16 protein-coding genes are annotated in these 13,943 nt (G+C 73.5%); 5 read left to right on the top strand and 11 right to left on the bottom strand.

What is annotated here, in order from left to right; all coding sequences use genetic code 11:
• Nucleotides 1-26: 26 nt before the first annotated feature.
• The 3 genes from AB0O21_RS10820 to AB0O21_RS10810 form a co-directional block, all read right to left on the bottom strand.
• Entirely contained in the window at nt 27-1,955 is a 1,929-nt protein-coding gene (locus AB0O21_RS10820; protein WP_365168957.1) for an ABC transporter permease, read from the bottom strand.
• A 191-nt stretch (nt 1,956-2,146) separates the two neighbouring features.
• Nucleotides 2,147-2,971, bottom strand: coding sequence for a molybdate ABC transporter substrate-binding protein (gene modA / locus AB0O21_RS10815; protein ID WP_365168954.1), 825 nt, complete (start codon nt 2,969-2,971; stop codon nt 2,147-2,149).
• Between the two features lie 20 nt (nt 2,972-2,991).
• Complete coding sequence (locus AB0O21_RS10810; RefSeq protein WP_365168951.1) at nt 2,992-3,387, bottom strand: helix-turn-helix transcriptional regulator; 396 nt, start codon at nt 3,385-3,387, stop codon at nt 2,992-2,994.
• A gap of 134 nt (nt 3,388-3,521) precedes the next feature.
• Here AB0O21_RS10810 and AB0O21_RS10805 point away from each other — a divergent pair, with 134 nt between their 5' ends.
• Nucleotides 3,522-3,926, top strand: coding sequence for an RNA-binding S4 domain-containing protein (locus AB0O21_RS10805; protein ID WP_365168947.1), 405 nt, complete (start codon nt 3,522-3,524; stop codon nt 3,924-3,926).
• Nucleotides 3,927-4,336: 410 nt separating this feature from the next.
• On the opposite strand, the gene AB0O21_RS10800 is transcribed toward AB0O21_RS10805, so the two are convergent.
• The 6 genes from AB0O21_RS10800 to AB0O21_RS10775 all read right to left on the bottom strand — a co-directional run bounded on the left by AB0O21_RS10800 (nt 4,337) and on the right by AB0O21_RS10775 (nt 8,724).
• Nucleotides 4,337-4,738 carry a PTS fructose transporter subunit IIA gene (locus tag AB0O21_RS10800; RefSeq protein WP_365168944.1) on the bottom strand — a complete coding sequence of 134 codons (402 nt, stop codon included), beginning with the start codon at nt 4,736-4,738 and terminating at the stop codon, nt 4,337-4,339.
• 2 nt (nt 4,739-4,740) lie between these two features.
• On the bottom strand, nt 4,741-5,346 hold the full coding sequence (dhaL, locus tag AB0O21_RS10795) for a dihydroxyacetone kinase subunit DhaL (RefSeq protein WP_365168942.1): 606 nt from the start codon (nt 5,344-5,346) through the stop codon (nt 4,741-4,743).
• Nucleotides 5,347-5,392: 46 nt separating this feature from the next.
• Nucleotides 5,393-6,397, bottom strand: coding sequence for a dihydroxyacetone kinase subunit DhaK (dhaK, locus tag AB0O21_RS10790; RefSeq protein WP_365168939.1), 1,005 nt, complete (start codon nt 6,395-6,397; stop codon nt 5,393-5,395).
• Between the two features lie 47 nt (nt 6,398-6,444).
• On the bottom strand, nt 6,445-6,732 hold the full coding sequence (locus AB0O21_RS10785) for a hypothetical protein (RefSeq protein ID WP_365168937.1): 288 nt from the start codon (nt 6,730-6,732) through the stop codon (nt 6,445-6,447).
• Nucleotides 6,733-6,862: 130 nt separating this feature from the next.
• Entirely contained in the window at nt 6,863-7,525 is a 663-nt protein-coding gene (locus AB0O21_RS10780; RefSeq protein ID WP_365168935.1) for a response regulator transcription factor, read from the bottom strand.
• Nucleotides 7,522-8,724 (bottom strand): histidine kinase, encoded by a 1,203-nt coding sequence (locus AB0O21_RS10775; protein ID WP_365168931.1) that lies wholly within the window; start codon nt 8,722-8,724, stop codon nt 7,522-7,524. The genes AB0O21_RS10780 and AB0O21_RS10775 overlap by 4 nt, the downstream gene beginning before the upstream one ends.
• A gap of 132 nt (nt 8,725-8,856) precedes the next feature.
• Here AB0O21_RS10775 and AB0O21_RS10770 point away from each other — a divergent pair, with 132 nt between their 5' ends.
• Both AB0O21_RS10770 and AB0O21_RS10765 read left to right on the top strand, forming a co-directional pair.
• A complete protein-coding gene (locus tag AB0O21_RS10770; protein WP_365168928.1) occupies nt 8,857-9,768 on the top strand; it encodes an ATP-binding cassette domain-containing protein in 912 nt (303 codons plus the stop codon).
• A complete protein-coding gene (locus AB0O21_RS10765) occupies nt 9,765-10,586 on the top strand; it encodes an ABC transporter permease (protein ID WP_365168925.1) in 822 nt (273 codons plus the stop codon). The genes AB0O21_RS10770 and AB0O21_RS10765 overlap by 4 nt, the downstream gene beginning before the upstream one ends.
• 63 nt (nt 10,587-10,649) lie before the next feature.
• Here the strand turns inward: AB0O21_RS10765 and AB0O21_RS10760 are convergent, their stop codons facing one another.
• Nucleotides 10,650-12,341, bottom strand: coding sequence for a carbohydrate binding domain-containing protein (locus AB0O21_RS10760; RefSeq protein WP_365168922.1), 1,692 nt, complete (start codon nt 12,339-12,341; stop codon nt 10,650-10,652).
• 247 nt (nt 12,342-12,588) lie between these two features.
• Here AB0O21_RS10760 and AB0O21_RS10755 point away from each other — a divergent pair, with 247 nt between their 5' ends.
• Together AB0O21_RS10755 and AB0O21_RS10750 are read left to right on the top strand one after the other, a co-directional pair.
• Nucleotides 12,589-13,173, top strand: coding sequence for an alpha-ketoglutarate-dependent dioxygenase AlkB (locus AB0O21_RS10755; RefSeq protein ID WP_365169439.1), 585 nt, complete (start codon nt 12,589-12,591; stop codon nt 13,171-13,173).
• Between the two features lie 42 nt (nt 13,174-13,215).
• The gene (locus AB0O21_RS10750; protein ID WP_365168920.1) at nt 13,216-13,587 is read left to right on the top strand and encodes a VOC family protein; all 372 of its coding nucleotides are present in this window, start codon (nt 13,216-13,218) and stop codon (nt 13,585-13,587) included.
• Between the two features lie 42 nt (nt 13,588-13,629).
• Here AB0O21_RS10750 and AB0O21_RS10745 read toward each other — a convergent pair whose 3' ends face one another.
• Nucleotides 13,630-13,923 (bottom strand): YkvA family protein, encoded by a 294-nt coding sequence (locus AB0O21_RS10745; RefSeq protein WP_365168918.1) that lies wholly within the window; start codon nt 13,921-13,923, stop codon nt 13,630-13,632.
• Nucleotides 13,924-13,943: the final 20 nt, after the last annotated feature.

Below are 13,943 nucleotides of genomic sequence, written 5' to 3'. Positions count from 1 at the left end.
CGCCGGGCGGACGCGGGCATCGCCGACTAGAGCCGTACGAGCGTGACCTCCGTGGCCTTCACGCTTGTCCACACCTCCGCGCCGTCGACGACGCCCAGCTCGGCGGCCGCCTCCGGGGTGATCTCCGCGACCAGGTCGGGAGCCCCGTGCGAAGCGACCAGCACGCGCAGCCGGCTGCCGACCGCGGTGATCTCCCGTACGGTGCCCTGCCAGATGTTGCGGGGGCTGCCGCCCGGCTGCTTCCGGTGCACCGACACCGCCTCCGGGGCGATGATCGCGAGCGCCTGCGCCCCCTCCGGAAGCCGCTCGGCGACGACCAGGCGACCGCCCGCCGCCAGGGCGAGTCCGTCGGCCGACGCCGTGCCCGGCCAGGCGTTGCGGCCCAGCATGCGGGCCACCCACGGGGAGCGCGGGTGCCGGGTCACCTCGGCCGGCGGCGCGTCCTGCAGGACGCGCCCGTCGGCGAGTACGAGGACCCGGTCGGCCAGCGACACCGCCTCGACGGGATCGTGCGTCACGATGAGGCAGACCCCGCCGAAGCCGGCCAGGTGCGTGCGCAGGGTGTGCCGCACGTGCGCCCGCGTCGTCTGGTCGAGGGCCGCTAGCGGCTCGTCCAGCAGCAGCAGCCGGGGCCGGGCCGCCAGGGCGCGGGCCAGCGCCACCCGCTGGGCCTGGCCGCCGGACAGCTGGGCGGGCCTGCGCCGGGCGAGGTGGCCGACGCCGAGCCGGTCCAGCCAGGCCTGCGCCTCGAGGCGGGCCTCGGCGCGCGGCACCCCGCGGGCGCGCAGCCCGTAGGCGGTGTTGGCCAGGGCGCTCAGGTGCGGGAACAGTGCGCCGTCCTGCGGGACCCAGGCCACCTGCCGCCTGTGCGGGGGGAGCGCGGTGACGTCGGCGTCGCCGAGCCGGAGGTCGGCGCGGGCGCGGGGGGTGAGGCCGAGCAGGGCGCGCAGCAGGGTGGTCTTGCCGGCGCCGTTCTCGCCGACGACGGCGATGGTGGTGCCGGGCTCGGCGTCGAGGGTGAGCTCGTTGAAGCCGGTGACGGTGGCGTGCAGGGGCCAGTGGCCGCCGGCCGGCTCGGCCACCGGGGCCGGGGACGCTGCCGCTTCCGGGGCGGGGGCGGCCGGGTCTTCGGCCACCGCCGGCCGCTCCGACACCCTGCTCGGGGTTCCCGTCCAGCGGCCGCGCAGCGCGATGAGCACGGCCATGGCGATGGCGAGGAGCAGCAGCGAGACGGAGGTGGCGGCCTCGGGCTGGTCCTGGAGCAGCAGGTAGACCTGGAGCGGCAGGGTCTGGGTGGTGCCGGGCAGGTTCCCGGCGAAGGTGATGGTCGCGCCGAACTCGCCGAGCGCCCGGGCCCAGGTGAGGGCGGCGCCCGCGACCAGGCCGGGGGCCACCATCGGCAGGGTCACGGTGAAGAACACCCGGACCGGCGAGGCGCCGAGGGAGGCCGCGGTCTCCTCGTAACTCTGCTTGAGACCGCCGAGGGCCCCCTCCAGGCTGATCACGAGGAACGGCATCGCGACGAAGGTGGCCGCGACCACCGCGCCCGAGGTGTGGAAGGGCAGGGTGATCCCGAAGGTGTCCTCCAGCCAGGGCCCCAGCAGCCCGCGCCGCCCGAAGCCGAGCAGCAGGGCCACACCGCCGACGGTCGGCGGAAGCACCATCGGGAGCAGGACCAGCGAGCGGACCAGCGCCTTGCCCTTGAACTCGACGCGCGCCAGCAGCCAGGCCAGCGGCACGCCGAGCAGCAGCGAGAGCCCGAGGGCCCAGAAGGACACCAGCAGCGACAGCCGGAGGGCCTCGACCACGCCGGGGCTGGAGAGGTGGGCGCCGAGCTCGCCCCACTGGGTGCGGGTGAGGATGCCGATCAGCGGCAGCAGCAGGAACGCGACGGCGAGCAGCGCGGGCAGCGCGAGGGTAAGGGGGGGCCGGGTGCGGGTGCGGAGTCTGCTCATCGGTTTCCTGGCTGGGGCGGGCGGCGGCGGGCGGCCGCCGTGGGAAGCGTACGCGGCGACCCGCGCGGCGGCCCTCGAAGTGGCCTTCGTAGCGGCCTTCGTACGGCCGGGAGCGCCGGGCACGCCGAGAGGGACTGCCCGTCCCCCCGGACCGGGCAGTCCCTCTGGCTCTCAGCGACGCGCGGGAGTGGTTACGGCTTCTGGAAGCCCGCGTCCTGGAGGATCTTCTGCCCCTCCGGCGAGCTCAGCCAGGCCACGAACGCGGCGGCGGCCTCGGAGTTCTTGGACTGCTTGAGCGTGGCGACCGGGTAGGAGGCGACCACGTTCTGCTCGTCCGGGATGTCCACGGCGGCGACCTTGTCGCCGGACTTGATGGAGTCGGTCTTGTAGACGAGACCCGCGTCGGCCTCGCCCAGCTCGACCTTGCTCAGCACGGCGCGGACGTTGGGCTCCTGCGAGACCGGCTTCACCTCGATCTTCTGGGCGTCGAGGATCTGCTTGCTGTACTTGCCGACCGGGACCTCGGGCGCGGCGAGCACGACCTTGATCTTGGTGTCCGCGAGGTCCTTGAGCGCGCCGACCTTGAACGGGTTGTCCTTGCCCGCCACGATGACCAGGCGGTTCTTGGCGATGACCACGGGCTCGTTGGTCTCGGCCTTGAGGCCGTCCATGGTCTTGGTGTCGGCGGTCGCCAGGGCGTCGGCCGGGGCGCCCTGCTTGACCTGCGCGGCGAGCTCCTGCGAACCGGCGAAGGAGAAGGTGATCTTCGTACCCGGGTGGGTCTTCTCGTACTCGGCGCCGGCCGCCTTGAAGACGTCGGTGAGGGAGGAGGCGGCCAGGACGGTGAGGTTCGCGGCCTTGGGCGCGGCGGAGGCCGAGGCGGAGGAGCCGGCGCCGGGGGCGTCCTTCTTCTCGCTGTCGCCGCTCTTGCCGCAGGCGGCGAGCGGGACGAGCAGGGCGGCGGCCAGAACGGCGGAGGCCGCGCGGCGGCGGGCAGGGGTGGAGATCGGGGACACGAGCGGTGACTCCTCGGTGTTCAGATGCGGTCGATGTGCACGCTGGTGGACTTCACGCGGGCGGTAGCCCGCATTCCGACCTCCAGCCCCAGCTCCTCCACGGCCTCACGGGTGAGGAGGGAGACCAGGCGGTGGGGACCCGCCTGGATCTCGACCTGGGCGGCCACGTCGCCGAGCCGGACGGCCGTGACGATGCCGGGAAAGGCGTTGCGCGCCGAGGTGTACGGCTCTTCGTCCTCGGTGTGGGCACCTTGTCCCACCTCGATGGAGAAGGCGGCCAGGTCGCGGCCGTTGATCAGTCGACGGCCGGTCTCGTCGCGGTGGGTCGTGACCCGGCCGGCGTCGGCCCAGCGGCGCGCGGTGTCCGGGCTGATGCCCAGCAGGCGTGCCGCCTGTCCGATGGTGTAGGACTGCATGTGCGACAAGGTAGGGGCATGTGCCGCGCATTTGCAATCTGCTCGGGATGATGTACCTGGTAAGTGCGATTCCTCTTGTCGCATCCCCCAAAAGTCGTTCCGCGCCGGCCCGGACGCCTCGCTAAAGTCGGGGCATGGCTGAACAGGTATCCCGAACGGGTACGAACACGGACACGGGCACGGTGCGGGTCGACGCGTGGATCTGGTCCGTGCGCCTGACGAAGACCCGCTCGATCGCGGCGACCGCCTGCCGGGCGGGCCACGTGAAGGTCAACGGGGAGCGCGCCAAGCCCGCGCAGTCGGTACGGGCCGGCGACGAGGTACGTCTCTTCCACGCGGGGCGGGAGCGGATCGTGGTGGTCCGGCGGCCCGTGTCCAAGCGGGTGGGCCCGCCCGTCGCCGCGGAGTGCTTCATCGACAACAGCCCGCCGCCGCCGACGCCGATCGAGGCCGCGGTGGTAGGCATCCGCGACCGGGGCGCGGGCCGCCCGACGAAGCGTGAACGCCGCGAGATCGAATCCCTCCGCGGCCGCCAGTAGCCTCCGGCGGCCACCGGTACGGGACACCCCCGGGGCCCGCAGCCCTGCCCCGCGAGCTCAGGCCCAGGCAACCCCGGACCCGGCGGACCCCCGGCCCGGCAGGCCCGGCCCGCGAGCCCCGAGCCCGAGGAGTCCCAGGCCTGGCGAGCCCCGCCGCGCGTGCCCGGGCCCAGGTGAGTCCGGCCCGTGAGTGGCGGGCGCCGGCAGGTCCGGCCCGGCAGCCCCGGGCCCGGCGTGCCCGGCCGACGGGTCCCGGGGCTGGCGAGCCCGGCCGCGCGTGCCCGGGCCCAGGTGAGCCCGGCCCGTGAGTGCCGGGGCCCGGCAGGCCCGGGCCTGGCAGGGGCGCAGCGTGAGTGCCGGGGTGTCGCCCTGGGCGTGAGCACTCGGCGCCGGCTGCGGGTGGGGTGGGGTCAGGTTTTGCGGTACGTGTAGGCCTCCGTCGCGGCCTTGGAGACCTCGGGGGCCGGGGCGCCTGTCGAGGCGGCGATCAGGGCGGATACCGCGCCCTCCAGGAACGGGGCGTCCGCCAGGATCGCGCCCGCGGGGAGTTCGGACTCCGCCAGCAGGGCCTTCACCGTCAGCACCGAGCTGCCGAGGTCGGCGAGCAGTACGATCCCCGCGCCGCGGTTCACCGCCTCCGCGGCCGCGAGGATGCGGTCCGGGCTCGTGCCGAGTCCGCCGCCGGCCGTGCCGCCCGCCGTGGCCAGCGGGGCCACCGGGCCGCCCGCCGCCAGGCCGCGCGCCAGTTCGGCCACCGACTCCGCCACCGCCGCGCTGTGCGACACCAGCACGATGCCCACCAGGTCCGTCACAGTCACAGGGTGCCGTCCGCGACGTCGGCCAGCGCCCCCAGCAGCAGCGCCGAGGAGGTCGCGCCCGGATCCTGGTGGCCGATGCTCCGCTCGCCCAGATAGCTGGCCCGCCCCTTGCGGGCCTGCATCGGCACCGTGGCGAGGGCCCCGTTCTCCGCCGCGTCACCCGCCGCCCGGTACGAGGTGCTCAGTGCGGCCACCCCCGGCACCAGCGCGTCCAGCATCGTCGCGTCGCCCGGCGCCGCCCCGCCGAGCTGGGCCACCGCGCCCACCCCCGCGTACAGGGCCTTCCGCAGCTCCGCGTCGGACACCTCCGCGGCGTCCCCGAGCTCCTTGCCGGCGCGGCGCAGCAGCGTCCCGTACAGCGGGCCCGAGGCGCCGCCCACCGTCGAGATCAGCGTCCGTCCGGCGAGCTGCAGCACCCCGCCCGGCGCCGCCGGGGCCTCCGCCTCCAGCGCCGCGAGCACCGCCGAGAAGCCCCGCAGCAGGTTGCTGCCGTGGTCGGCGTCGCCGATGGGGGAGTCGAGCTCGGTCAGCCGGTCCGCCTCCCGCTCCACCGCGGCCGCGGCGGCCGTCATCCAGCGCCGGAAGAAGTCTGCGTCACGCACCGGGTCTCCTCGCCTCGCACGGGACGGTCCACCGACACCATACGAGTCAGCGGCCCCAGCGCAGCGCCGCCGTCTGGACGGGCGCGTCCCACAGCCGCAGCAGTTCCTCGTCGACCCGGCACAACGTGACCGAACACCCCGCCATGTCCAGCGAGGTGACGTAGTTTCCGACGAGCGTCCGCGCCACCGGCACACCCCTCGCCCCCAGCAGTCGCGCCACCTCTGCGTGGAACCCGTACAGCTCCAGCAGCGGCGTCGCCCCCATCCCGTTGACCAGCGCCAGCACCGGCCCGTCGGCCGGGCCCACCTCCGCCAGCTCCTCCAGTACGGCTCCCACCGCGACTTCCGCGATCTCCCGCGCCGGCATCATCGCGCGCCGCTCCCGCCCCGGTTCGCCGTGGATCCCGACGCCCAACTCCAGCTCGCCCTCCGGGAGTTCGAAGGTCGGGCTGCCCTTGGCGGGGGTGGCGCAGGCGCTCAGCGCCACCCCGAAGCTCCGCGAGGCCTCGTTGACCCGCCGGGCGATCGCGGCGACCCGCTCCAACGGCGCCCCCTCCTCGGCGGCGGCCCCGGCGATCTTCTCCACGAAGAGCGTGGCCCCGGTGCCCCGCCGCCCGGCCGTGTACAGGCTGTCGGTCACCGCGACGTCGTCGTTGACGAGTACGCGCTCGACGCGCAGGCCGTCCTCCTCGGCGAGTTCGGCGGCCATGTCGAAGTTCAGTACGTCGCCGGTGTAGTTCTTGACGATGAACAGCACCCCCTGCCCGGACTCCACGGCCCCGGCCGCCCGCACCATCTGGTCGGGCACCGGCGAGGTGAACACCTCCCCGGGGCAGGCCGCGGACAGCATTCCGTACCCCACGAACCCGGCGTGCAGCGGCTCGTGCCCGGATCCGCCCCCGGACACCAGCCCGACGCGGCCACCCGCGCGCGCGTCCCTCCGTACGACGATCCGCCGCTCGACGTCGACGTCCAGCTCGGGATGGGCGGCCGCCATCCCCCGCAGGGCGTCGGCGACCACGGTCTCCGCAGAGTTGATCAGCATCTTCACGGATGTCTCCCTCAGGTGCCCGGCTGCGACGGAGCGTCGGGGCCAGGCTAGGGGGAGTAGCGCTCCGGCATGACCGATTCGACGCCGTCCAGTTCCCAAATGCAGCGGGGCCCGGTCGGTACGAGGTGCGGCTGGCGCACCATGATCCGGAAGGGGTGGGACGGCTCCTCGGGCAGGACGCCCTCCAGGACCGTGGTCCCCGGCTCGTGTTCCTTGCGGTAGGCGATGACCTTGCCGTCGACGAGGAGCTCGATCTCACCCGTCCTGCCGGGACCCACGTTGACGGTGATCGAGTGGTCCCCGTGGTCCACGTGGAAGTGGTGACTGCGGGACATGGGGCACCTCCACGGAGTCACGACGGCCTGGGCGGCGCCACGGCCGACGGGCATCGCTCGCTCTCCCCATTGTGGGCCCGCCCCGGGCGGACCCGCGCGCGGGCGCGGCGGGCTCCCGGAGCGGGCGTCCTCACCGCGAGGGAGCGACCAGGCCGAACTCGTAGGCCAGGATCACGAGGTGCACGCGGTCCCGGGCGTCGAGCTTGGTGAAGAGGCGGGCCACGTGTGCCTTCGCGGTGGCCACGCTGATGCAGAGTTCGCCGGCGATCTCCGTGTTGGACAGCCCGCGGCCTACGAGGGTCAGGACCTCGCGCTCCCGGTCGGTGATCCCGCCGGCCGCCAGGGGCCGGTGGCCGGAGGAGGGCTCGGGCCGAGCGGCGAACTCCGCGATGAGGCGGCGGGTGACGCTCGGTGCGATGAGGGCGTCCCCGGCGGCCAGGACCCTGATCCCGTCGAGGATGGTCTCCAGCGGCATGTCCTTGACCAGGAAGCCGCTCGCGCCGGCGCGCAGCGCCCCGTACACGTACGCGTCGTCGTCGAACGTGGTCAGGACGAGGACGAGGGTGCGCGACTCCGGATCCGCGTGGATCCGCCGCGTGGCCTCGATGCCGTCCGTGCCGGGCATGCGGATGTCCATGATGGCGACGTCCGGGCGCAGCCGCCGGACCAGGTCCACCGCCTCGTCGCCGTCCCCGGCCTCCCCGACCACCTCCAGATCGGGGGTGTCGGCGATCAGCACCCGCAGGCCGGTACGGATCAGCGGCTGGTCGTCGACCAGCACAACGCGGATCACCGGACCCCCTCCGCTTCCGCGGGGACCGGCAGCCGGGCCGCCACGCGGAACCCGCCTTCCGGGCGCGGTCCGGCGCTGAACTCCCCGTGCAGCAGGCCGACCCGCTCCCGCATGCCGACGATGCCGAATCCGGCGCCCGAGCCCTGGGGTACGGAAGCGAGGGCGGCGGCCCCGGTCCCGCGGCCGAGGTCGACGATGTCGACGGCCAGCACGTCCGGCCGGTGGTCGACCGTCACGGAGCACGCGCGGGTCCCGGAGTGCCGCACCACATTGGTGACCGCCTCCTGGATGACGCGGAAGGCGGCCAGTTCGACGTCGGAGGGCAGTGCGCGACGACGGCCCCGCCACCGCACCTCGATGTTCACCCCGGCGGCCGCCGTGTTCGCGACCAGGCCGTCGAGCGCGGCGAGCCCCGGGGTCGGGTCCAGCGGGACGGACTCCTGGTCGTCGCGCCGCAGGGCGCCGAGCATCCGCCGCAGTCCGGCGAGGGTCTCCCGGCTGGTGGCCTCGATGGCTTCCAGCGCGCCCCGCGTCTCGGCGGGCTGCGTGTCCATGACCCGGCTGCCCATGCCGGCCTGGATGGCGATGATGCCGATGTTGTGCGCGACCATGTCGTGCAGCTCCCGGGCGATCCGCAGCCGCTCGGCCGTGACCGCCTGGCGGGTGGACTGTTCGCGCACCGTGTCCGCGTGCGCCCGGCTCTGGTGGACCGTGTTGCCGACCAGCCAGGCGATGGCGGTGGTGGCGGTCAGCAGGACCGGGGCCGCGAGGCTGAAGGCGTACTCCATCGCCCATCGCCAGAAGGTGTGCCCCGCCACCAATGCGACCGGCAGCGCGGCGGCCAGGACCGAGACGCGCCGGGGGCGGGTCGCCGCGATGTAGCCCACCACCCCGTCGCCCAGCAGGAACAGCACGATCGGGGTCTCCCGCACCTCCATCCCGAGGGAGAAGAGCGTGCCCGCGAGGGCCAGGGCCAGGGCCGCCAGCGGCGCGCGCAGCAGCAGGAACGCGCCCAGGGTCGTGACGATGGCCGTGACCAGGAGCGGGGCGTCCTCGATGTTGCCGTGGTAGCGCAGCAGCCGGCGCAGCTCGTCCGGCCGCTGGAAGGTGCGCATCAGGATGAGGGCCGACCAGAAGCCCCCCACCCACACACCCGCCGGCAGGCGCTTGAGCAGCGGTGGACGCGGAGTTGCGATCATCCGACGATCGTAGCCACGCGGCCCGTCCCCGGCATTGGCCCACGGGATTAAGCCCCCGGGCCACCCCCTGCGCCGCAGGGTGTGGACCGTCGGCCGATGCCCGCTCCACGCCCTCACCGGCACCGTGGACCCATGATCGAAGCGACCCGACTGACCAAGCGGTACGGCGACACCGCCGCCGTCGACGACCTGACCTTCACGGTGGCCCCCGGCAGGGTCACCGGCTTCCTGGGCCCCAACGGCGCCGGCAAGTCCACCACCCTCCGGATGATCCTCGGCCTGAACACCCCCACCAGTGGCTCCGTCACCGTGGACGGGGTCCCCTTCTCGTCCCGCCCGCGCGGACTGCGCCACGTCGGCGCACTGCTCGACGCGCACGACGTCCACGGCGGGCGCACCGCCCGGGCCCACCTGTCCGCCCTGGCCCGGGGCAATCGCCTCCCGCTCTCCCGCGTCGACGAGGTGCTCCGGGAGGTCGGTCTCGCGAAGGCGGCGCGGCGGCGCATCGGCGGTTTCTCCCTCGGGATGAAGCAGCGCCTCGGCATCGCGGGGGCGCTGCTGGGCGATCCGCCGGTGCTCCTGTTCGACGAGCCGCTCAACGGCCTCGACCCCGAGGGAGTGCTGTGGGTCCGCGGCCTGTTCCGCAACCTGGCCGCCGAGGGGCGGACCGTGTTCGTCTCGAGCCACATGATGGCCGAGATGGAGGCCACCGCCGATCAGCTCGTCGTCATCGGCCAGGGCCGGCTGATCGCCGACCAGAGCCTGCGCGAGTTCTCCGACCGCCACGCCAAGCGGGGCGTGATCGTGCACACCCCCGACCTGGCGGCACTCGATGCCGTGCTGCGCGCGGAGGGCGCGTCGGTGCGCCGGGAGGGCGGGGCGGAGGGCCGGGTCACGGGCCTGAGCGCGGCCCGGATCGGCGAGCTCGCCCACCGGCACGGCATCGTGCTGCACGAACTCGCCACCCACACCTCGTCCCTGGAGTCGGCGTTCATGTCCCTCACCGCCGACAGCGTCGAATACCTCGCGGGAGAGACCCGATGAACGCACCGGCCCCCCGGTTCACCGATCTGCTCGCCGCCGAGTGGATCAAGATGCGCTCGCTCAGGTCGACGTACTGGGTGCTCGTCCTCAGCGCCCTGGTCGCGATCGCGATCAACGTGAACGCCGTCCACGCGGACCTGCCGTACATCGACCAGCCGCCGCCCCCGGCGCACGACATGCGGCCCTTCAAGTACGACCCGCTGCACCGGGGCATGAACGACATCGCCGCGGCCCTCGTGGCGCTGGCCGCGGCCGCCTTCGGCGCGATCACGGTCTTCGGCGAGTACGCCACCGGAATGATCCGCACCACGCTCGCCGCCGTGCCCGACCGCCGTGCGGTGATCACGGCCAAGGTGGTGCTGGTCGCGGGGATCGCGCTCCTGCTCGGTACGGCCGTCTCCGTCACCTCCTTCTTCACCACCAACGCGATGCTGGCCTCCCGCCACGTCGGGCTCTCCCTCCGCGACCCGGGCTGCCTGCGGGCCGTCGCGGCGTACGCACTGGTCGTCCCGGTCTGCGGGCTCGTCGGGATGGCCTTCGGCGCCGTGCTGCGCCATGCCACGGCCTCGATCGTCGGCGTCGTGGGGATGATCTTCATCGTGCCCATGCTCTTCGGCGGCGACAGGTACCGGTTCCTGAAGGAGATCGGCAACCACCTGCCGATGGCCGCGCGGTCCCGGCTGGGACTGAACCCCGACTCCTACACCACCCTGGGCGCGTACCCGGGGACGATCACGGGGGCCTGGATCGCGCTGGCGGGGTGGGCGCTGGTCTCGGCGGCCGTCGCCGTGACCGTCGTACGGCGCCGGGACATCTGAGGGCACGTACGGAAGGGCCGCCGCCGGTGTCCGGCGGCGGCCTCCGCGGCGGGGCGCCGGGCTTCAGCCGGTGAAGCCGGCCGTGATGGAGGTGAACTGCCAGTCGCTCTGGGCGATGCCGGAACAGGTCTCCTGAAGCCCGCCGCCGGGGCAGCCCCGGTCGCGGTTCACGGACCAGAAGGCGAGGCGGGCGATGTGGTGGGAGTTGGCCCAGTCGCGGATGTCGGTCCAGTTCTGGACGGTCGTGGTCTCCTGGGTGTCGCTGATGCCGTTCATGCCGGAGATGCCGATGTGGGCGTAGGCGGTCGCGTCGTTCCAGCCGAAGGTGGACTTGAGCTTGGTCTTGAGGCCCTCGGTCGCGCTGACCGTGCTCGCGTACATGTCGGTGGAGGCGTTGCCGAAGTCGAACGGCATGATGGTGAAGACGTCGATGTCCGCGCCCAGCGCGCTCGCCTGCTCGATGAGCCGGTTGCCCCACGGGGTCGGGCCGGTGGTGCTGGTGCCGAAGGTCAAGATGGTCTTCAGGCCGGGGTTGTTCTGCTTGACGATCTTGAGGGCGCCGAGGATCCGGTCCTGGACCACGGCGTTCTCGAACTCGTCGGTGTTCTCGATGTCCACGTCGATGGCCTTGAGCCCGTACGCGTCGATGACCTTCTGGTAGGCGCCGGCCAGGGCCTCGGGGGTCGCGCAGTTGGGGCCGAGCTTGTTGCCCTGCCAGCCGCCGATGGAGGGGACGACGTCGCCGCCCGCAGCGCGGATCGAGGCGATGGTGCTCTGGTCCACGCCGCCCGTCAGCGGCCGCTGGCCGTCCCAGGACGGGTTGCAGCCGCCGGAGGAGAGGATGAACGCCATGGTGAACCACTTCGCGCCGGTCGCGTTCATCACGGTGGTCGCGCTCGGAGGGTTGCCCCAGCCGAGGTAGAGGTAGGGCGCGGCCTGCTTGAAACCGGTCGGGGTCGTCCCGTTGTCGGTGGTGACCGAGACGCCGGCGGAGGAGGCCGAGGCGTTGCCCGCGAGGTCGCGGGCCCGGACGGTGAACGTGTAGGCCGTGGCGGGGGTCAGACCGGTGACGGTCGCGCTGGTGCCGGTGGACGTGGCGACCTGGGTGGCGCCCGCGTAGACGTCGTAGCCGGTCACGCCCACGTCGTCGGTGGAGGCGGCCCAGGCGAGCGAGGCACTGGTGGAGGTCTTGCCGGTGGCGGCCAGGCCGGTGGGGACGGTGGGCGCCTGGGTGTCGGCGCTGCCGCCGGGGCCGTCGAGGGTGACGTCGTCGGCGTGGTAAGTGCCCTGCCCGTACCAGCCGTTGAGGTACACGTCCGCGCTGGTCTGGGAGGCGCCCGTGGTGAAGGTGACGGTGAGCCGGGAGTAGGCGCCGGCGGAGCTCGTCCAGGTGGAGGCGCCGCCGGTGACCCCGAGGTACACGTAACTGCCGCGGACCCAGGCCGAGAGGGTGTAGGTGGTGCTGGGCCGGACGGAGACGGACTGGCTGCACTTGGCGTTGTCGGAGGCGGTGGCCGCGCCGGCCAGTGCCTTGGTGCCGCCGTGTACGGGGGAACTCACCACGGAGCCCAGGCCCCCGCTGCACGACCAGCCGGCCGGGGTGCCGGCCGCTTCGAAGTCGCCGTTCGCGAGCAGGTTGGCGCCGAAGGCGGAGCCGGGAGCCGTCAGCACCGCGGCCGCGCCGAGCACGGCGGCGCCCAGGCCGCAGACGAGGCGGGTGCGGGCGTTGGTGCGGGTGCGTGTGGGGGTACGCAAGGAAGGGCCTCCAGTGGGGTGGGGGCGGCGGCAACGCCGTTGCGGGCGGCGGTAGTTGGGGTGACCGCGGCCTCGTGACCGGGAACCTAATCTTCCGGATGCTTCGCCGTCAATAGGTCTGGACCAATTGACCTGACCTCGCCGTGCGCACCGCTTATTCGTGCATGTGTTCGGTTCCCGGGGTTAGGGTGGGAGCACGTACGCAGTCCAAGGCCTTCAGGGCTCGCTCTTCGACCAGGGCGACGAGATCAGGTTCGGCCCGCTGGAAGGCCTGCGGCGGACCGACCTCGGGGCCGGGGCATGGGTCGACCGCCTGCCCGGCTGGCTCAACGGCGCCGACGCGCTCTTCGAGCGGCTCGCCGCCGACGTGCCCTGGCACGCCGAACGGCGGCAGATGTACGAGCGCGAGGTGGAGGTGCCACGGCTGCTCGCCTTCTACGCGGACGGCGAGGCCCTCCCACACCCCGCGCTCACCGAGGCCCGCGACACGCTCACCCGCCACTACGCGGCCGAACTCGGCGAGCCCTTCACCACCGCCGGGCTGTGCCTGTACCGGGACGGCCGCGACAGCGTCGCCTGGCACGGCGACCGCAACGGCCGCTCCGCCACCGAGGACACCATGGTCGCCATCCTCTCGGTCGGCGACCCCCGCGACCTGGCCCTGCGCCCCCGCGACGGCGGGCCCGCCCTGCTGCGGCTGCCGCTCGGCCACGGCGACCTCGTCGTCATGGGCGGCTCCTGCCAGCGCACCATGGAGCACGCCGTACCCAAGTCGACGCGGGCCGTCGGGCCGCGCATCAGCGTCCAGTTCCGCACCCGGGGCGTGCGCTGAGCGCGGTTGCGGGCTCAGGGGAGGGCGGCCAGGCTGGAGCGCATGGATCTCGGCGCATTCTCCGTCAGCCTCGCCGTACGCGACATCGAGGCCTCCAGGGCGTTCTACGAGAAGCTCGGCTTCGCCGCGCTCGGCGGGGACCCCGCGCAGAACTGGCTGATCCTCAAGAACGGCGACCACGTCATCGGGCTGTTCCAGGGCATCATCGAGAAGAACACCCTGACCTTCAACCCGGGCTGGGACTCGAACGCGGCGGCGCTCGACTCCTTCACCGACGTGCGTGATCTGCAGCGCGAGCTGAAGGCGCGGGGCGTGGAGTTCCTGACCGAGGCCGACGAGTCCGGCTCGGGTCCCGGCCACTTCGTCATCGTCGACCCGGACGGCAATCCCATCCTCGTCGATCAGCACCGCTGAGCGGTCGGCACTGCTCAGCCGTCGGCGTCTCCGGGCGGCCGGTCAGGCCGAGCCGGGGTCCTTCCCCGGGCGGACCGCGGCGGCCGCAGCCTGCAGGGAGCGCAGGGCCAGCAGCAGGACCCCGATGTCGTCGAGGTACACCGGGTCCGGGACCAGGTCCACGGGGGAGACCGTGTACACCACGGCGACCCAGAAGAGGGCCTTGTCGCGCAGTGGGATCCCCGAGTCGAGCAGCAGCCGGCGCGCCTTGAAGACGCGTACGAGCAGCACGGCCGCGGCGATCGCGAGCCCCGCCGCGATGACCGCGGCCAGTGTGAGCCAGGCCTTTCCGTCCATGTCGCCCCTTATACCCCGAT

Source organism: Streptomyces sp. NPDC091371 (genome assembly GCF_040684275.1).
GTDB lineage: Bacteria > Actinomycetota > Actinomycetes > Streptomycetales > Streptomycetaceae > Streptomyces.
Note: the sequence above shows the minus strand (reverse complement) of the source record. Positions and strands in the feature narration are given on the sequence as shown.